Here is an 18254-nt window from a genome sequence, read left to right on the forward strand (position 1 = left end):
AGGCCGAGGTCGGGGCGAGGTCGAGGAGAGAGCGCGCGACCGGAGAGGCGCGGATCGGGGCGGAGGCTCGAGGCCTCCGCGGCGTCCGCGCCTCGTCGCGTGGATCTCCTCGCGAGGCGCCGAGGTTCAGGCGCTCGCGACCGGCGCTGCGTCGTTCGCCGGCTCGGGGGCGGGCAGCGCGCCGCCGTCCGCGGCGGCCGCGTCGTCGGCCGACGCCTTCGACGGCGCCTCGGCGGCCGCGCCGCTCGCGGCCGCGGCGGCCTTCTCGGCGTTCCGCGGGCGGCCGCGCGGCTTCTGCAGGAGCGACGGGGCCAGGTCGCCGTCGCCGCCCTCGTGCCAGCGCAGGTAGGCGACGGCGCGGCGGCACTCCTCGTAGGCCTTGGCGACCAGCGAGATCGCGCGGGCGCGGCGATCGCTCGCGTCGGTGATCTTCGGCGCCGCGGACGAGCCCTTGCCGGGCTTCGCGGCGAGCGCGGCGAGGAGGCGCACGCCGAGATCCGCGGCGCGCTCGAGCTCCTCGTCCTCGACCGCCGTCTTCGCGCGGACCTTGTCCCAGGAGCCGCGGAACAGCTCGGCGAGGGCGATGAGATCGCTCGCGAGATCCGTGTGGCCCTTGCCCTTGCGGATGTCGGCGACGCGCTGCTTGTCGAGCAGGTTCCTGTAGGCGAGCGCCTCGGCGGCGACGAGGAGCCCCTCGCGCAGCGTGCCGGCGTCGTCGGTGAGCTTCTTCGCGTCGAGCTCGCTCGCGGGCGTGCTGTAGAGCAGGTCGGCGTACCACGCCGCGAGGGCGTAGTCCTCGAGCTCGTCCAGCATCTCGATCGGGTGGTTCGGGAGATCGCGGACGATCTCGTCGCGGAGCTCGCGCAGGTGGGGCAGGGCGGAGAGCACGGAGCTCACGGCCCTGGGGACCTCGACGTAGACGGTCACGAGGTCCTCGGGGCCGAGCTCGAGGAGCTTCGGCTCAACGCGGCCGTACGCCGCGAGCGCGGCGGCAGGCGAGGACGGGAGAACGGGAGCAGGTGCTGCTTTCGGGGGTCGCGCCATACAGATGTCTCCAGCGGAGGGCGCGCACACTGCCAGACGGAAGCGCGAAGGGAAAGGGGGGCGTGCGACGACGCGACGTCCATCGTCCTCTCGCGTGCCCTCGCGTGCCCTCGCCGCCGCGCTTCCGCATGGCGGGCCGCCAAGTCAAGCCTGGAGATCGCGAGGGCAGCACATTCCGGCGATGCGATGGGTTTTCTCGCGGTCCGTCGCGGCGGCCCGCTGGCGCGCGCCCCCTTCGGACGCGCCCCGCGCGGGCGCGCGATCTCCGGCGGACGGCGGCCTGTCCAGAACAGGCTCGGCAGGGCGCTGCGCTCTGGTAGATTGCCGCCCGAGGAATCGAGACATCATGTACGCGATTGCGATCATCCGTTACCGGCGCCCGCTCGACGAGGTGCTGAAGGTCATCGACGACCACCGCGCTTATCTCAAGAGGCTCATCGATCAAGGGCTGGTGCTCGCGTCAGGGCCGCTCGATCCGCGCTACGGCGGAGCGATCCTGCTCCGGGTGCCGGACGACGCGGCCGGGGCGACGCTGGATCAGATCCGGGACGGCGATCCCTTCACGCAGAAGGGGATTGCGCAGTACGAGCTCCTGCCGTGGGCGCCGGTGTTCGGGAAAGAGGAGCTCGATCGGGTCTTCGCCCCGAAGGCCTGAGGCGAGGGCAGCGCCGCGCCGTGGCGCGCCGCGGCCCGCGCGCTACGGGGCGCCGAACGCCAGCACGCCCGCGTCGTCGGTCGTGTGGGCGCTGCCCGGCGTGACGCGGACCACGAGCTCCGCCCCTTGCGGCACGACGGCCACGTCGTAGCCGGCCCTCGGCGAGAGGCCGGTGATCACGTGCCTGCGCGTCGCGGCGGGCACCCGATAGGACACCGGCCCCGGGGTCGCTTGCAGGTCCGAGCGGAAGAGGACGGCCCGGCCGGCCACCAGGGCGCCCTCGACGCCGGAGCCCTGGGCGCCCTCGATCCGCACGGCCGCGTCCATCGTCGCGCCCGCGTCCGCGCCTTGCAGCACGTGGAGGAAGCGGACGTCCGCGGGGCCGGCCGGGTCCTCCACGACGAGGCGGTGGGTCGTCGGCTCCATCTCCGCCGCGTCGTCGACGTCCTCGACCGGCACGGCCGTCATGCGGGCGCTGCGGGGCAGGAGGCTCTGGACGAACAGCGCCTGCCCCCTCGGGGTCACGGCGGTGGCCGTCCGGCCCGAGATCTGCGGCGCCGCGGTGGTCATCAGGTTGAACCGCTTGAACCGGCCGGCGGTGCGCGAGGCCGCGCGGTCGTAGACCACCACGTGATCGGGCTCCAGCCAGACGATCGACCGGCTCGCGTGGACGATGTCGCTGGCGGCGTCCGACGGGACCCAGGCGTTCGGGCGGGTGTTGTAGAGGTCCGTCGCGACGCCCTCGGCGAACACGTAGCCTGCGCCCCGGCTCATGCGCGCGATCGGGTCGCCGGCGGCGCGCCCCTCGCGCCACTGGCCGCCTCGCGGGGCGAGCTCCTTCTCGAACCAGCGCAGCCGCGACGGCTGGTCGTTCTGCAGAGAGAGGGTGTTGTGGTAGTCGGCCGTGGACCCGATGAGGTTGCTAGAGTAACTCGTGTGCTCCTTGGTCAACCACTCTCCCTTCCGGTAGAGCTCGATCTGATTGCAGTCGCCGAGCTGGTGGTTGATGGTGACCCAGCCGCACCGCCACGTGAACCACGTCGCGCTCTTGGTCCAGTCCGAGCGCGCGAGCACGGCGCCGCGGCCCGGCGCCCGCTCGAAGAAGACGGTGGGCATCGCCGGGCGAGGATCCGGCGGGAGCGGCGCTGCCGGGTCGAAGAGCAAGAAGCTCAGGATGGCCCGGGTCGGGACCGGCGAGCCCCAGACCTTGGACGTGCGCGCGTAGAGCGCGGGCGCGCCGCCCTCGAACGCGTTGGCCACGATCCAGCGCGATTTCTGCAAGCGCGCCGTGTTGCCGGTGAGGAGGTCGTAGACGCCCAGCGAGCCGAACACCTCGGCGAAGCGCGGCTCGACCCGGACCCGCAAGGTGTCGCCGTAGTTCGCCGCCTCGTACACCGGCCCGAGGTCGGGCATCGACGGGTACGTGACCGGGCCCGGCGACATCGAGTGCAGGAACCCGTCCGAGAACCGGTCCCAGTACCCGCTGCGCAAGAGGCCGATCTGCGGGCCTGACAGGGCGCGGGCGTCGTAGCCGGCCGTGTGGAGCGCGAGGAGCGCCTGGTGGAGGCTCGCCAGCCCGCCGCCGTAGAGGAAGCCCTCCACGGGCAGGCCGCCGCTGGCCACGCCGAGGCCGTCGGGCGAGACGCCGAGGTGCTTGGCGGCGATCTCGGGCGCCTCGAAGATGGCGAAGGCCTGATAGAGCCAGGCGCCGGTGGCGTCCGCGCGGTAGCTGCGCAGCGTGTTGCCGAGCGCCTCCGGCGGGGTGTTCGGATCGAGCGGGCGGTCGTCCGCCTCGTCCATCGCGAGCGACATCAGCGTGACCTGGCGCAGATGGCCGAGATAGAAGTTGTTCGCCGCCCACCGGAGCTGGAGCGGATCGCGGAGCAGCGCCGGATCGTTCATGACGCCGACCGGGTGGGGGTGCTCGTTGCCCGCCGTGGCGGCGTGAAGGTTGTCGTCAGCCCACCTGAGAAAAACCTGCCGTATTTTGGCCTTGTCCCCGGCGGAGAGCACGGGGCGGCCGCCCGCGTCGGTCGCGCCGTAGATCCAGTCCACCGTCAGCGGGAACCCATCGCCCCACCAGCGCGAGCGGTCGCCGGTCGCGAACTTCGGGTCGCGGAAGGGCTTGCCGTCGGCGCTCCCCTTGCTCGCCTCCTCGATGGCGTACATCAGCAGGTTGCGCGCCCTGACGGCGTGGACCGGGCGGGCCGCGACGTCCGGATCGATGAGCGACATGAAGGCGAAGAACTCGGCATACGCCTCGGTCGGATACTGCACGTAGGCGTTGGTGCCGCCGTCCGGCCACGCGGGGTTCGGCCGGCCATTCGGGTAGAAACGGCCGTCGTACGCCGCGATGGCGCCCTGGAGCGCGGGCAGCATCGCCTCCTTGTACATGCGGTTGCGGCTGTCGGCCGCCCACCCGCGCAGCCTGGGGAGGTGGTCTTTCGTGAGCCAGAGTCGCGGGTGCCCTGCGGTGGGCGCCGCGTCGGCGCGCGCCGCCGCGCCGACAAGGCTCAGAGAGAGCGCCGCGGCGGTGAGGATGTGGTGAATCGGTCGCATGGGATCCTCAATGTTGCTCGGCGCGAACAGCCGCGCCGGCCAGCGTCGATCGACGCCGAGCAGCACGCGTCATGCCGGGTACAAGCGTGCGCGCCCCGCGTCACCCCGAAAGCGCCGAGCGTTCCTGCCGAACGGCCGCCCGGCGCCAGGCGCCGAAGCTCGCACCCGCGAAACATTCAAGAAACATTGTCGAAACATGGCGCCCGGCGCAACCGGCGCAACCAACGCGACCAACACGGCCAACGCGACCAGCATGCCGCTCGAGCCGCGCCGCTGTCGAAAGCTGGTGCTCGAGCCCGGTGACGACGCGCAGGACGACGCGCAGGACGAGCAACGAGGCCGCCGCGCTGCCCGTCTCCGGGCGGCTGGCCCGGTTCAGAAAGGAGGAGGTGACGCGAATCTGTCGCACATGGGCGCGGATCTGCCGCTACACTATGAGAAGATGGGAGCCCTCCGCAGTATGCTCGCACCAGACTTCTCCCCGTTCCTCGGCGATCCACAGATCGTCGGCGAGGGCAATCTCGTGAAAGGCACCCTGATCGGCTCGCGCGCCCAGACGCTGCGGCAGAGCTATGGCGAGCGGTTCGTGGCGGATCTCGGCCGCCAGCTGTCGCCGCAGGCGGCCCGCTATCTCAGCGATCCGCCGATCCCGTCGACCTGGAACGAAATGGCGCCGCTCATCGAGATCGACTGCGCGCTCATCCACGGCGTCTTCGCCGGCAGGATGGAGAAGATGCGCCACTTCGGCGCGGACGTCGCCCGGAGCGATCTGACGACGATCTACAAGACGATGGCGCTGGGGAGCTCGCCGTCGATGCTCTTCAAGCGCTTCGGCCTCGTGTACAGGACTTACTTCAAATACGGCGACTTCAGCGTGCGGGTCGTCAGCGAGGTCGCGGGGAGGGTCACGCTCTCGGGCGGCGGCTTGCCGCTCTACCTGTGCAGTCAGGGCATCTCCGGCTGGATCGAGGCGGGCCTGGCGCTCGCGGGCAGCCGGCGCATCGCGGTCGAGCACACGACCTGCAGGCACCGCGGGGCGCCGCGGTGCACCTGGTCGATCTCGTGGGGGTGAGCGGCGAGGGGAGGGGGCTGCGCGGTCACGCCCGGGCCCGGCGCCGCGGCGCCGCGCGACGTCCCAGGCGTCAGGCCGCGGCCCGCCCGCCTTCTCCGAACGCCGCCCGCGCGAGCAGCCGGCGCAGCGCCTCCGCGCTCTCCTCCCAGGACGGCGGCGCCGCCTCGGCGAACGCGCCGTCGTCCCAGGTCCGCGCGAGCGCGTCGCGCAGCGCGCGGCCGAGCGCTCCGGCGTCGCGCGGCGGGACGAGCAGCCCGGTGCGCCCCGGCGTCACCACGTCCGGAATGCCCCCCACGCGCGTCGCCACCACGGGCCGCGCCGCGGCCAGCGCCTCGAGCACCACGTTCGGGGTGCCCTCCGCCCAGCTCGGGAGCGCCAGCAGATCCGTCGCCGCGAGGTGGCGGGCAACCTGGGCGAGCGGCCGCGCCCCGACCGCGATGATCCGGCCTCGCTCGCCCCGCAGCTCGGCCGACCCGCCCTCGCGATCACGCCGCAGCGCCGCCTGCTCGACCGCCGTCCGCTCCGGGCCGTCGCCGACGACCACGAGGTGGATCGGCTCACCGCCGTCGCCGCTATCCCGGTCGATCGCCTCGAACGCGCGCAGCAGCTCGTGAATGCCCTTCTCGCGGAGGACGTTCCCGACGAACGTCACCACGCGCCCGCGCTCCGGGAGCCCGAGCTCGCGCCGGGCGGCGCGCCGGTCCGCCGGGCGGAAGAGCGCGCGGTCGACCCCGTTGCGGACGAGGACCGCGCGATCCCGCGGGGCGCCGAGCGCCGCGAGCGCCTCCACCATCGGACGGCTCACGCCGATCGCGTACGCGGCGGACCGGAGCGCGCCGCCGACGAGCGGGCGCACAGAGCGCCAGCGGGCGACGACGTTCACGTCCGTGCCATGGGCCTTCACCGCATAGGGGAGGCCGAGCATCCGGGCGAGCAGCGCCGCCGCGCAGGCGTCGGGGTACAGCCACGCCCCCAGCACGACGTCGAACCGCCCGCGCAGCCGCGGGACGTAGGGCAGGAGCCCCGCCAGGTAGAGCGGCGCGTTCACCGGCGCCAGCACGCGGCCCGCCCCCGGCAGGTACGGCGCGCGCGGGTGCACCACCTGCACGCCGTCGATCTCGTCGCGCTCAGGCACCGCCGTCAGCCGGCCCGGCCGCGTGCGCCCGCCCAGGAGCGATACGCCCGGGTGGTACGGGATCGCGGCCAGCACCTCCACCTCGCAGCGCCGCGACAGCGCCGCGAGCTGCTGCCGCTGGAACGCGCACGACAGCGGCTCAACCCGGTTCGGAAAGATGCGCGTCACCCAGAGAACGCGCAGCGGCCTCGACAAGCCTTCCTCCTCCACGCCCGCGCCCACGCCGAATTTCATGATGTAACTCATATTACGAGCCGTCCTTCCGCCCCAGCGGGGCAGGGGCCGACTCGAGGTACGTCCCGCCCTGCCTGCGCACGTCCACGCCGCGAGAGCCCGCGGTGCCAGCCCCCGAGGAGCGCTCAGGTCGCCGCCGCGCGCCACACCCGCGCATGCCGGGTCAGATTTGTAATGTTGCAAACATTAACGAACGTGGGACGCTCCGGGCGCCGGGCGTGCTGCCGGGGAGGGAAGGGCGGCCGATTCGGGTCGCGCCCGCCGCGCGGCGTGCCGCTCGACAGCAAGGGGGCGCGTGTTCTCGTTCGTCTTGCCGATGTGGGAGTCCGACGTGACGGCGCAGGCGGCGGTGGAGCAGAGCGTGGCGTCGAGCGTCGGGGACGTGGGCTCCGGCGCGCTGATGGCCGGCGTCGAGGGCTCGGTCGAGGGCTCGCTGCGCGGCGAGAGCTCGCGCTACGGTTTCAGCGTCGACGGGAGCTACGGGCGGGTCCTTCAGGTCTCGCTCGACGCGGCGCGCTCCGCGCCGTCCGACAGCGTCTCGGCGCGCCTCGGCGGGGGAGCGGGCTGGACGCTCTCGCCGCATGCGGACCTCTCGATGGCGGCGGCCGGCTACCTGGCGACCCGCCTCGGCGTGCGCGCCGCCGACGCGCTCGCCGCGCGCGATCCGTTCCTGTACGGCAATCGCCTGCAATACACGCTCTCCGGGGGACCGGCCCTGTCCATCGCGACATCGCGGCGAGCCGCGGCGCGCCTCGAGCTCGGGTACGAGCAGGCCGGCGCGCTGTCGGCCGACGACCCGGCCGGGGCCGGGATCGACGCGCACACGGGGCGGGCCCAGGTGAGCACGTCGATCGACCTCGGCGCGCTGGACACGCTGACCCCCGAGCTCCGGTACGAGATCACCCAGTATCATCACGCGCTGCTCGACACCGAGCTCACGCGCGGGGAGGCCCGCGTCCACGCCGGCGCGGCGCTCCTGTCCGCGACTCACGAGCTCACGCGCAACGCCTCGGCGCGCGCCTCGGGCGGCGTGACCGTCGCGAGCCCGCCGCCCGTGCTGTCGTCGCGCGACGCGGTGATCGCGCCGACGGCGCGGGTCGGTCTCACCTACGTACAGGAGCGCTACAGGCTGACAGCGGGGTACGCGTACGCCTATACGTCGCTCGGGCCGAGGATCGGATTCGGGCACGAGCACGAGGCGTCCCTCGAAGCGAGCTTCCGGCCCGCGCGGGGCGGCGCGACCCGCGATCTCCTCGTGACCGGCGTCGCCCGCTTCTCGACCGGCAGCGCCCCCGTCGCCGCGAATCCGCCGCTCCACCTCGCCCCCGGCGCGCCGGCGCCCTCCAGGGAAGGCTCGCTGTCCACGACCACGGCGCTCGCGGGCGCGGAGATCGCCTATCCCCTGGCGCGCGGGATCGCGCTGCGCGGCGGCGTCGACCTGGAGTTCGTGCGCGCCGCGCTCGACCCGGCGCCGAGCGCAGGCGAGGTCGGCGGCTCGCTGAGGAGCATCGTGATGGCCGGGATCTCGGGGACGCTGTCGACGGATCGCCACCGGACCGTGCGCCGCGATCCCGACGGCGCATGGGACGACGAGCGCCGCGCCGCGATGATCCAGGGAATGCCGTCCGGCCGCTGGCGACCGCCCGAGCCGGGCGGCGAGCGCGACGACCGCAGCGCCGCCTCCGGCGACACCGCCGCCCCCGGCGAGGCCCCGCGGGAGACGCCGCCCGCGCGCGCCGGTGACGTCGGCGCGCGATAAGCCGCGTCGACATACCTGTTCGACACACCCGTTCAACGCCCCTGTTCGACACGACGGGGCAAAGCGCGCTCCCGGCCGGAGCGACGCGCTCGCCGCGCCGCCGATCCGCAAAGCTCCCCGAGCGCGCGCCCGGAGACGACGTACGCAGTCCGTCGACAGCGTTCTCTCGGCGCGACTCCCCTCGTCACCGCGCATTCCCGGCGCAACCGCCCGCGATGTCGTCGATTGCGCCGCGCCCGGCTTCGCGCGCGGCGGCTCAGTCCGCCGCCGATGGACGAGATTCGTCGGAGGCATCTGGCGTTCTGCCCCGGTCCGCTCTAATGTGGGTCCAACTACAACCGTGTGTGCCCCGCCGGAGGCGATGCGCCGTGGCGCGCGACCGCCCGGGGCGCTGGGCTAGACGAGTGGGGAGGGACGATGCTGGAGCTGTTCCGGTCGCCGCGCCGGGCCATGGTGTGGTTTGTCGAGGCCAGCCTGCTCTCGCTCCTGGTGTGTTGCGCGCCGGGCGTGCTCGTGGGCTGGGAGCACGCGCTCGACGGAGAGCGCTTCGGGCAGACGCTGAGCATCTCGCTGGTCGCGCTGGCGTCGCTCTACTATCACGGCCTGTACGGGCCGGAGCCGCCCAGGGCGCGCGCGCTGTTCCTGACGATGTTCCGGGCGCTCGGCATGGCGGCGGCGGTGCTGTGGCTCGCGTTCTGGCTCGTGCCGGACGCGGAGCTCGGCGACCGGGTGCTCCTGACGTCGCTCGGGGCAGCGGCGATCGTGCTCCCGGCGTGGCGCGCGGCGTGCAATCGGGTGCTGAGCAGCGAGAGCTTCTCCACGCTGGCGGTCGTGCTGGGGTCGGGCGAGCTCGCCCGCACGTGCGCGTCCCTCATCCGGAAAGACGGAGACGTCCTCGGGCTGCGCCTCGCCGGCCGGCTCGTCAGGGACGAAGAGCCGATCGACGATCCCGAGATCGCGGGCAGGACCCGGGATCTCCGGCGCCTCGTCGAGCAGCGCGGCGTCGCGGTGGTGATCGTGGCGATCCCCGATCGGCGCGCCGCCTTCCCGCTGGAGGAGCTGCTCGATCTGAAGTTCCGCGGCGTCCAGATCGAGGAGGGCATGGACTTCTACGAGCGCGTGACCGGCAAGATCTGCGTGCGCGAGCTGAAGCCGAGCCAGATCATCTTCTCTCACGGCTTCCGCGTGCGGCGGCGGACGCTGGTCGCGAAGCGGCTCTTCGACGTCGTATGCGCGAGCGCCGGGCTCGTGCTCGCATTGCCGCTGATGGCGCTCACGGCCATCGCGGTGAAGGTCGACTCCAGGGGACCGGCGCTCTATTCGCAGATCCGGACAGGCGCCCTCGGGAAGCCGTTCCGCATCCACAAATTCCGGTCGATGCGGACCGACGCCGAGAAGAACGGGGCCGCGTGGGCCATCGAGAACGATCCGCGCGTGACCCGGGTCGGGCGGTTCATCCGGAAGACGCGGCTCGACGAGCTGCCTCAGCTCTGGAACGTGCTCGTCGGCGAGATGAGCATGGTGGGGCCGCGGCCCGAGCGCCCCGAGTTCATCGAGGCGCTGGAGAAGCAGATCCCCTTCTTCCGGCAGCGGCTCTGCGTGAAGCCGGGCGTGACGGGGCACGCGCAGGTGCGCTGCCGTTACGGCGCGTCCGCCGAGGACGCGCTGGAGAAGCTCCAGTACGATCTCTATTACATGAAGAGCTTCTCGCTCTGGTTCGATATCTCCATCCTCATCGACACCGTGAAGGTCGTGCTCTGGCGCATCGGCGCACGGTGAATGCTCCGGCTGCCGACGCGTGCAATGGCTGCGCTCTTTAACGACGCGCCCGGTGGCGCGGCCTCTGCAGAGAACGCCCGAGGGATCGGCGAGCGTCGGTCTCCGGGGGGATCAGCGATGAAGACGCGGATGAAGGCGGGCATCGTGAGCTCGGTGTTTCTGCTCCTGGGCTGCGCGGAGCTCGACCGGGCGCCGGACGAGCGCGTCGCCGCCGCGCAGAGCAGCGTGAACGGCCCCGCCTTCCGCTTCATCGAGGGTGGGCCCGTGCCCTACGTGCTCGGCTACACGCCCGAGACCGGCCAGATCCTCGGCGGCGCCCACCAGCTGCTCATCCCTACGACCGGCGCCCGCGAGGCGATCGACGGCGCCAACCTGCCCTCGCACCTGCACCCCGATCTCCAGGGCGCCCGGCTCCGGCTCGACACGACGCTGCTGCAAGGCGAGGCGCAGTCGAGCGCGTTCCCCTCGAACTGGTGGCCCCAGCGGCAGAACGGCATCGCCGACCGCTGGAATTCGATGTTCAAGAACTACTCCGATCGGACCTCCGACCCGGACAACCTCTCTCCCGTCGAGAAATACGACGTTCTCTTCCACCCGGGACAGATGGAGTCGCTCGCGAGCATCGCCACGTGGAGCGCGGACGACCTCCGGAGGCCCCCGTACCTGCGCAACCCGCCCTACATCCAGCCGGCGGTGGTCGTGGCCGGTCCGGCGACGCGCTGGGAGCTGCAGCATCACGGGCTCTACCAGGGGATCTATCCGGAGTACTGGTGGGGGCACTGCAACGGGTGGTCGGCGTACGTCGCCGCCGAGGGCGCCGGGCCTCGCCGCGACGTCCGGGTGAAGCTCGTCGACTCGAAGGTGACCGAGTGCGCCGCGGCGGAGACCGGGTGCGTCCTGTTCCGCATGGCGGACATCGAGGCGCTCATGAGCGAGGTCTACTTCAGCGACGCGGTGACCTTCTCGGGGCGCCGCTGCGAGACTCGGGCGGATCGGACGGCGCGCGACATCTACGGCAGGCCGCTCGACCCCGCCTGCCGCGACCTCAACCCCGCCACGATGCACGTCGCCATGACCGGGCTGCTCGGGGTCGGCGCGAAGCCGCTCTCCGGCGAGTCGACCCAGAAACAGCGGCTCATGTTCATCGTCGACCACACCTGGGACGCGGAGGTGTGGAGCTTCCCCGTGAAACAGTTCTCGATCGACACCATCGAGGAGATCGGCCCGCAAGACGCCGCGCGGCTCCTGTGCGGCGGCGCGTACATGGGCGCCGACTGTTACAACTACCGGATGAACCCGGCCGCGAGGCGCTTCGTCCGCGTGGCCGCGCGATTCTGGATGATCTCCGATTCGGTCACCGGCGAGACGCTGCTCCTCCCGCCCGCCCAGCGCGACGTCCCGCTCTCGGTCTCGGAGCTGCACTACGTGCTCGAGCTCGACAGCGATCTCACGATCCTCGGGGGGGAGTGGATCAAGAACCCGTCGATCGTCAACGGGATCAACGGCAAGGAGCTCCACCCCGACTACGCGTGGATGCCGGTCCGGGCCCAGGGGACCGGCGAGGACAGCGACGATCTCGGGGGCACCGAGGACAACCCCTACGTCTCGTACGCAAAGGTCAAGGCGCTGCTCGCGCTCGCGCAGCGCGGCGGCTGAGGGGCGCGGCCGCCGCGCGCGCCGCGCTCAGAGCACCCGGGAGATGTCGAGGATCTGCCGGCCGCCCTGCGGGGGCGTCACGAAGAGCTGCAGCGCGATCTCGAAGCGCGGCCCCTGGAAATAGCCGATCCGGATCCGGTGCTTCCCCGGCTCCAGCATCACCGCGCCCTGCGCGCTCTGCGGCTCGTGCCGGCCGTCGTTCTCGGCCACCACCCGGTCGTCGATGAAGAGCCTGGAGCCGTCGTCGGAGAGCAGCTCGAACTGGTGCGCTCCGCTGCGCGAGGTCACGAACTCTCCCTCGTACGAGATCTGGAACCACTCGTTGCGTCCGCCGGGCACGCCCGGGAAGCCGCTCTGCCAGGACCGCGGCGAGATATCGAGCCGCGGCGTGTAGAGGACCGCGACCGGGCTCAGCGAGGCGGTGTTCAGGAGGTGCGACGTGCCGTTCGGCACGAAGTACACGAGGCCGCGCAGCGCGTTCACCCCCGCGGTCTCGGGCCCGCCGAAGTCCGTCGCCTGCCCGACCACGACGACCCCCGGCGGCGCGGCGGGCACCGCGTCGATCGTGACCACCGCGCCGCTCACGAGGACCGGCCCGGCCCGCGGCGGCTCCGCCTGCGTCGTCACGGCGCAGCGCCCGACGAGCACCGCGGCGCCCAGGGCGCCCACCACGGCGCACGCCGCCGCCGCCTTCACCGTGACGGACGTCGCCCTCCACCAGATAAGAAATCGACTCATAAGCGCTCCGTGTCTCCGCGGCCGGTCCGGCCGCTCGGCGGCTATGCACGCGGAGATGATGCGATTTGTCAAGGACAAGCGTCGCATTCGCGCCCGCGGGGACGACGTGTGACGACCGAGCCACGAGCGCTCCCAGGAGGTGGCGCACCTGGATATGGCGGTCGGGTAGATCCTTATGGCGCTCCCGGCCGCGCTTCGCGCCGACGTTCGCTGGCTGTTGTCCCAGACGTGTACTAAGCGTCGGGGGCTTTGATGCGAAGCGACGGTGAGAGCCGCGATGCCGCGACGGGGGTCCCGTCGCCCCAGCGAACACGGTTGGCCGACAGCCTCGTCGTCGCGCTCGGGGCGTCGGCGGGGGGCCTGGAGGCCTTCAGGGCCTTCCTCTCGGCGATGCCGCCCGACAGCGGGTTCGCCTTCGTGCTCGTGCACCTCGAGCCGCACAACGCGGGCGTGATGTCGCAGCTGCTCGCGGCCCACACGGGCATGCCCGTGCTGGAGGCGACGGACGGGCTGCCGATCCAGCCGAGCCACGTCTACGTCACCCCCTCGCACGCCACGGCGACGATCCAGGACGGCGTCTTCCGGCTGAGCCGCCTCGCGGAGCCGCGCGGGCACCGCGCGGCGATGGACGCGCTGCTCCGGTCGCTCGCCGAAGAGGCGAAGCAGCGGGCGGTGGCGGTGGTGCTCTCCGGCTCGGGGCACGACGGCGTGAGCGGGCTCAAGGTCGTCCGAGAGCACGGCGGGCTCACGATCGCGCAGCACCCCGCGACCGCCGCTCACCCGGAGATGCCGCGGCACGCGATCGACACCGGGCTCGTCAACTACGTGCTCGCCCTCCGCGACATCCCCGCCGCGCTGCTCGAGTACGCGCGGCGCCTGCCCGCGGAGGGGGATCGCGCGGACCTCGTCGAGGAGATCGCCGCGCGGCTGCCGGAGATCTGCGCGCTGCTCCTCGAGCGCACGGGGCACGACTTCCGCCAGTACAAGCGGACCACGCTGGTCCGGCGGGTGCAGCACCGGGCCCAGGTGCTGCGGGCGACCTCGATCGCCGACTACATGGCGCTGCTCCGGCGGGAGGCGGACGAGCCGACGCAGCTCGTCCGCGATCTCCTCATCGGCGTGACCGAGTTCTTCCGCGATCCGGAGACGTTCGAGGCGGTGCGGGAGGAGATCGTGCCGGCGCTCTTCGCGGAGCGCGAGGCGGACCGCCCGATCCGCGTCTGGGTGCCGGGCTGCGCCACCGGCGAGGAGGTCTACACGATCGCGATGCTCCTCATGGAGCACGTCGAGCAGCTGCCCGCGGCCCCGCGCGTGCAGATCTTCGGCACCGACGTGGACGACCAGGCCATCGAGATCGCCCGGCAGGGGCGCTACCCGAGGGAGGCGACGCAGCTCATCGCGTCGGGCCGGCTCGCGCGCTTCCTCGTCGCCGAGGAGGGCGGCGCCCGCTCGGTCGCCAAGGCGATCCGCGACGTCTGCGTCTTCTCCCGGCACGATCTCACCAGGGATCCGCCGTTCTCGCGGCTCGATCTGATCTCGTGCCGCAACGTCCTCATCTACCTCGAGGGCGAGCTCCAGCGGCGGGTGCTCGGGGTCTTCCACTACGCGCTCGTCGATGACGGCTACCTGCTCCTCGGCCCCTCGGAGAGCGTGTCGCAGCGGAGCGACCTGTTCCGCCCCATCGACGGCAAGCGGCGGATCTTCCAGAAGAAGCGCGCCGTCGGGCACGCGCTGCCGCGGCTCCCGCTCGCCGAGCGGACCGGGGTGGACGGGCGCGCGGGCGAGCTCGCGCGCCGCGGCGCCTGGTCGGCCGAGCAGAGCATCGAGCGCACCATCGAGCGGTGCCTCCTCGAGCGCTACGGGCCGCCGTGCGTCGTCGTGAACGAGCAGGGCGACATCGTGTACCTGTCCGGCGAGACGGGGAAGTACCTCGCGCCGTCGACGGGGGCGCTCGACGTCAACGTCTCGAACATGGTGCTGCGGGCGCTGCGCCCCGAGGTGCGGTCGGCCGTGCACCGCGCCGTAAGGATGCGCGAGCAGGTGGTCCACGAGAACATCGCGGTCGAGACCATCGCCGGGACGCAGCGCCTCAACCTCGTCGTGCGGCCGCTCGGCGGCCTCGAGGACGACCTCGGCCTGTTCGTCGTCGTGTTCGACGAGCTCCGGCCGGCGGCGCGGGGCGAGGCGCCGCCGCCCGGCCCGCGGCGGGAGAGCGCGTCGCTCGTCGACCAGCTCGAGCACGAGCTCAAGGCCACGCGGGAGCACCTCCAGACGACGATCGAGGAGCTCGAGACGTCGAACGAGGAGCTGAAGAGCTCGAACGAGGAGCTCCTCAGCATGAACGAGGAGCTCCAGAGCCTGAACGAGGAGTTCGAGACGCTGAACAGCGAGCTGAAGTCGAAGATCGAGGCCCTCGACGCGGCCAACGACGACCTCCAGAACCTCCTGCTCAGCACCCGGATCCCGACGGTGTTCCTCGACGACGAGCTCAGGATCCGGCGGTTCACGCCCGCGGCGACGGAGGTCTTCCGGCTGATCGAGGGCGACATCGGTCGATCCATCCTCGACATCGCGGCGCGCTTCGACGCCTCCTCGCTCGTCGCGGACGCGCGCGACGTGCTGCGGACGCTCGCGCCGAAGGAGCGGGAGGTGCAGCTCGAGGACGGCCGCTGCTGCTACATGCTGCGGGTGCTGCCGTACCGCACGCTGGCGAACGTCATCTCGGGCGTGGTCGTCACGCTCGTGAACGTGACGAGCGTCAAGGAGGCCGAGGAGCAGCGCGGCCGGCTCGCCGCGATCGTCGCGTCGGCCGAGCAGGCGATCCTCGGCGCGGCGGTCGACGGGGCGATCACGAGCTGGAACGCGGCCGCGGAGCGGATGTTCGGCTACGCCGAGAGGGACGTGACCGGCCGCCCCGTGCACCTCATCATCGCGCCCGAGCGCGCCGACGAGATGCGGGCCGTCCTCGAGCGGGTGCTCGGCGGCGAGCGGGTGGAGCCCGTGGAGACGGTGGGGATCGCGCGCGGCGGCGATCGGGTCCACGTCTCGATCAGCGTCGCGCCCATCCACGACGCCGGCGGCGCGATCATCGGGGCGTCCGCGATGCTGACCGACATCACGCGGCGCAAGCGCGCGGAGGAGGCGCTCCGCGCGAGCGAGGAGGACTTCCGCCTGATCTTCGAGAGCGCCGTGGTCGGCAAGGTCCAGTGCGAGCCCGCCACGGGCCGCTTCGTGCGGGTGAACAGGAAGTTCGCCGGCATGCTCGGGCACGAGGCGACGGAGCTCCTCGGCAAGGCGCTCCTCGACGTCACGGCCCCGGAGGACGCGAGCGCCGTCGCCGATCGGTACGAGCGGCTGCTGCGCGGCGAGATCAGCGACTTCGCGCTCGAGAACCGCTACGTGACGAGGGACGCGAGGCGCCTCTGGGCGAGCACCACGGTGACGGCGGTGCGGGACGCGGGCGGCCGCATCACCCACACGATGGCGGTGGTGCAGGACATCACGCGGCGCAAGGAGGTCGAGGCGGAGCTCATCACGGCGCGCGAGGCCGCGGAGCACGCGAACCGCACGAAGGATCAGTTCCTGGCCGTCCTGTCGCACGAGCTCAGGACGCCGCTCACGCCGGTGGTCACCGCCGCGTCGCGGCTGCTCCGCCGCGACGACCTGCCCGACGAGGTCCGCCGAGGCGTCGAGATGATCCAGCGCAACGCCGAGCTCGAGGCGCGCCTCATCGACGATCTCCTGGACCTGACGCGGGTGGTTCGAGGCAAGCTCGAGCTGGTCACGCACACGGTCGCGGCGCGCACGGTGCTGGAGCACGCGATGGAGATCTGCGCCGACGAGGTCGACGCGAAGAGCATCCGGCTGACGCTCGACGTCGCGCCCGGCGAGCACTGGGTCTCGGCGGACGTCGCCCGGCTGGAGCAGGTGGTCTGGAACCTCCTGAAGAACGCGGTGAAGTTCAGCTATCCCGGGTCGCAGATCGAGCTCTGCTGCTATGACGAGGCCGCGCAGGTGGTCATCGAGGTGCGGGATCAGGGGGTCGGCATCGAGCCCGAGGTGCTGCCGCGGATCTTCGACGCCTTCGAGCAGGGGAACGCGGACACGACGCGGCACTTCGGCGGGCTCGGCCTCGGGCTCGCGATCTCGCGCGCGATCGTGCAGCTGCACGGCGGCACGATCACGGCGTCGAGCCCTGGTCGGGGGGCCGGGGCGACCTTCCGCGTCCTCCTGCCCGCCGCGAGGCCGCCTGCGGCCGCCACGCCGACGCAGGCGAAGACCGCCGGGACGGCCGCGCCGAGGCGCGCGCTGCGCATCCTGCTCGTGGAGGACCACGAGGACACGGCGGAGATGATGAGCGAGCTGCTCACGCTGACCGGCCACACGGTGCGCATCGCCCGGAGCGTGCGCGCCGCGCTCGACCTGGTCGGGGCGGAGGCGTTCGATCTGCTCGTGAGCGACCTCGGGCTGCCCGACGGCAGCGGCACGGACCTGATCGCGTCGATCCGGTCCGCCGGCCACGAGCTCAAGGCCATCGCGTTGAGCGGCTACGGCATGGAGGAGGATCGCCGCAAGACGATCCGCGCCGGCTTCCTGGAGCACCTCATCAAGCCGGTGAGCTTCCGCGACCTCGACGCGGCCATCCAGCGCGTGATGGCGCGGTGAGGGCAGGGCCTACGGCGCGAGCGGCGCGGCGAGCGCAGGGCCTGCGGCACAGCGATGGCCCAGCCTGTGACGGCGCGCGGCCAGGTCAACGGGCTCAACAGGCTGTCGAGCGGCCCTGGAGAAAGCGGCCTGACGGCCGGGCATCGAAGATTCCGATGCGGTGCTGGCGGGGTGGACGGGACTCGAACCCGCGGCCTCCGGCGTGACAGGCCGGCGTTATAACCAACTTAACTACCACCCCAGATGTCAGCGTTCCGATCGTCGTGCGGGCAGATGCCCGGCTTCCATGAGCCAATCTTCCTCGCAGCGCCGCATCGATCGACACGGAACTACCGAGGGAGGCTCAGGGAAGCGGCGACTCGGAAATATAAAAGAAAGCTGGCGGGGTGGACGGGACTCGAACCCGCGGCCTCCGGCGTGACAGGCCGGCGTTATAACCAACTTAACTACCACCCCAGACTGACATCATCACAGCTCGCCCAGGCCCTTGACCCAGGAGTGGGCGGGACAGGGGTCGAACCTGCGACCATCGGCTTGTAAGGCCGACGCTCTGCCGCTGAGCTACCCGCCCCGTCGGAGAGGTGCGCGACTCTACTCGCCGAGCAGGTTCCGTCAAGATCTATTTTCGGACGGCCTCCGTCCCTGGCCGATCTGGCCGGGGTTTTCCGCCTGGGGCTGCGCGTCAAGCGCGTGCCGTGCGCGTGGCGCGCTCTTCACGCCGCGCGCGCCACGCTCGCCGGTGGCGGACGTCCTCCTCTGTCTCTGTGTCCCGCCGAGCACGGCCTCTGTGTCCCGCCGAGCACGGCGATGCCGCGATCGCACCGGACGGACCGGCGGGCAGAGCCGTTGACCGGGCTCGCGCGGCCGTCTCATCGCTACACTTCTAGCGTAAAATTCCTTGGTATCCGCGCTACGCTGTGCGTCAGCGGCGGTGGCCGCGACCATGTGTGGTGGGAGG

General features: G+C 72.1%; 10 protein-coding genes and 3 tRNA genes. 6 read left to right on the top strand and 7 right to left on the bottom strand.

Annotation, left to right across the window (positions count from 1 at the left end; all coding sequences use genetic code 11):
- Positions 1 to 126 precede the first annotated feature (126 nt).
- Complete coding sequence (locus WMF26_RS21410) at positions 127 to 1044, bottom strand: hypothetical protein (protein ID WP_061628650.1); 918 nt, start codon at positions 1042 to 1044, stop codon at positions 127 to 129.
- 346 nt (positions 1045 to 1390) lie between these two features.
- Here WMF26_RS21410 and WMF26_RS21415 point away from each other — a divergent pair, with 346 nt between their 5' ends.
- On the top strand, positions 1391 to 1699 hold the full coding sequence (locus WMF26_RS21415) for a YciI family protein (RefSeq protein ID WP_438001851.1): 309 nt from the start codon (positions 1391 to 1393) through the stop codon (positions 1697 to 1699).
- A 42-nt stretch (positions 1700 to 1741) separates the two neighbouring features.
- Here the strand turns inward: WMF26_RS21415 and WMF26_RS21420 are convergent, their stop codons facing one another.
- On the bottom strand, positions 1742 to 4258 hold the full coding sequence (locus tag WMF26_RS21420; RefSeq protein WP_438001852.1) for a hypothetical protein: 2517 nt from the start codon (positions 4256 to 4258) through the stop codon (positions 1742 to 1744).
- 460 nt (positions 4259 to 4718) lie between these two features.
- Here WMF26_RS21420 and WMF26_RS21425 point away from each other — a divergent pair, with 460 nt between their 5' ends.
- A complete protein-coding gene (locus WMF26_RS21425; RefSeq protein WP_438001853.1) occupies positions 4719 to 5330 on the top strand; it encodes a hypothetical protein in 612 nt (203 codons plus the stop codon).
- A gap of 70 nt (positions 5331 to 5400) precedes the next feature.
- Here the strand turns inward: WMF26_RS21425 and WMF26_RS21430 are convergent, their stop codons facing one another.
- The gene (locus WMF26_RS21430; protein WP_438001854.1) at positions 5401 to 6699 is read right to left on the bottom strand and encodes a glycosyltransferase family 4 protein; all 1299 of its coding nucleotides are present in this window, start codon (positions 6697 to 6699) and stop codon (positions 5401 to 5403) included.
- Between the two features lie 295 nt (positions 6700 to 6994).
- Between WMF26_RS21430 and WMF26_RS21435 the strand changes: the two genes are divergently transcribed.
- The 3 genes from WMF26_RS21435 (at position 6995) to WMF26_RS21445 (ending at position 11893) form a co-directional block, all read left to right on the top strand.
- On the top strand, positions 6995 to 8458 hold the full coding sequence (locus WMF26_RS21435) for a hypothetical protein (protein WP_438001855.1): 1464 nt from the start codon (positions 6995 to 6997) through the stop codon (positions 8456 to 8458).
- Between the two features lie 417 nt (positions 8459 to 8875).
- Positions 8876 to 10237 (top strand): TIGR03013 family XrtA/PEP-CTERM system glycosyltransferase, encoded by a 1362-nt coding sequence (locus tag WMF26_RS21440; RefSeq protein ID WP_020736272.1) that lies wholly within the window; start codon positions 8876 to 8878, stop codon positions 10235 to 10237.
- 117 nt (positions 10238 to 10354) lie between these two features.
- The gene (locus WMF26_RS21445) at positions 10355 to 11893 is read left to right on the top strand and encodes a hypothetical protein (protein WP_438001856.1); all 1539 of its coding nucleotides are present in this window, start codon (positions 10355 to 10357) and stop codon (positions 11891 to 11893) included.
- 27 nt (positions 11894 to 11920) lie between these two features.
- On the opposite strand, the gene WMF26_RS21450 is transcribed toward WMF26_RS21445, so the two are convergent.
- The gene (locus WMF26_RS21450) at positions 11921 to 12631 is read right to left on the bottom strand and encodes a PA14 domain-containing protein (protein WP_438001857.1); all 711 of its coding nucleotides are present in this window, start codon (positions 12629 to 12631) and stop codon (positions 11921 to 11923) included.
- Positions 12632 to 12946: 315 nt separating this feature from the next.
- Between WMF26_RS21450 and WMF26_RS21455 the strand changes: the two genes are divergently transcribed.
- Positions 12947 to 17296 (top strand): PAS domain S-box protein, encoded by a 4350-nt coding sequence (locus WMF26_RS21455; protein ID WP_438001858.1) that lies wholly within the window; start codon positions 12947 to 12949, stop codon positions 17294 to 17296.
- Positions 17297 to 17460: 164 nt separating this feature from the next.
- On the opposite strand, the gene WMF26_RS21460 is transcribed toward WMF26_RS21455, so the two are convergent.
- The 3 genes from WMF26_RS21460 to WMF26_RS21470 all read right to left on the bottom strand — a co-directional run bounded on the left by WMF26_RS21460 (position 17461) and on the right by WMF26_RS21470 (position 17867).
- Positions 17461 to 17537 (bottom strand) — tRNA-Asp (locus WMF26_RS21460).
- A 138-nt stretch (positions 17538 to 17675) separates the two neighbouring features.
- Positions 17676 to 17752: transfer RNA gene (locus WMF26_RS21465), tRNA-Asp, on the bottom strand.
- A 43-nt stretch (positions 17753 to 17795) separates the two neighbouring features.
- Positions 17796 to 17867: transfer RNA gene (locus tag WMF26_RS21470), tRNA-Val, on the bottom strand.
- Between the last annotated feature and the right edge of the window lie 387 nt (positions 17868 to 18254).

Source organism: Sorangium sp. So ce185 (genome assembly GCF_051526825.1).
Lineage (GTDB): Bacteria > Myxococcota_A > Polyangia > Polyangiales > Polyangiaceae > Sorangium > Sorangium cellulosum_D.

What these genes read in the sequence shown, in the direction of transcription:
- WMF26_RS21425 (WP_438001853.1), top strand. Translation starts at nt 4,719, where the DNA reads ATGCTCGCACCAGACTTCTCCCCGTTCCTCGGCGATCCACAGATCGTC.
- WMF26_RS21410 (WP_061628650.1), bottom strand. Translation starts at nt 1,044, where the DNA reads ATGGCGCGACCCCCGAAAGCAGCACCTGCTCCCGTTCTCCCGTCCTCG.
- WMF26_RS21430 (WP_438001854.1), bottom strand. Translation starts at nt 6,699, where the DNA reads ATGAAATTCGGCGTGGGCGCGGGCGTGGAGGAGGAAGGCTTGTCGAGG.
- WMF26_RS21440 (WP_020736272.1), top strand. Translation starts at nt 8,876, where the DNA reads ATGCTGGAGCTGTTCCGGTCGCCGCGCCGGGCCATGGTGTGGTTTGTC.
- WMF26_RS21415 (WP_438001851.1), top strand. Translation starts at nt 1,391, where the DNA reads ATGTACGCGATTGCGATCATCCGTTACCGGCGCCCGCTCGACGAGGTG.
- WMF26_RS21420 (WP_438001852.1), bottom strand. Translation starts at nt 4,258, where the DNA reads ATGCGACCGATTCACCACATCCTCACCGCCGCGGCGCTCTCTCTGAGC.
- WMF26_RS21445 (WP_438001856.1), top strand. Translation starts at nt 10,355, where the DNA reads ATGAAGACGCGGATGAAGGCGGGCATCGTGAGCTCGGTGTTTCTGCTC.
- WMF26_RS21450 (WP_438001857.1), bottom strand. Translation starts at nt 12,631, where the DNA reads ATGAGTCGATTTCTTATCTGGTGGAGGGCGACGTCCGTCACGGTGAAG.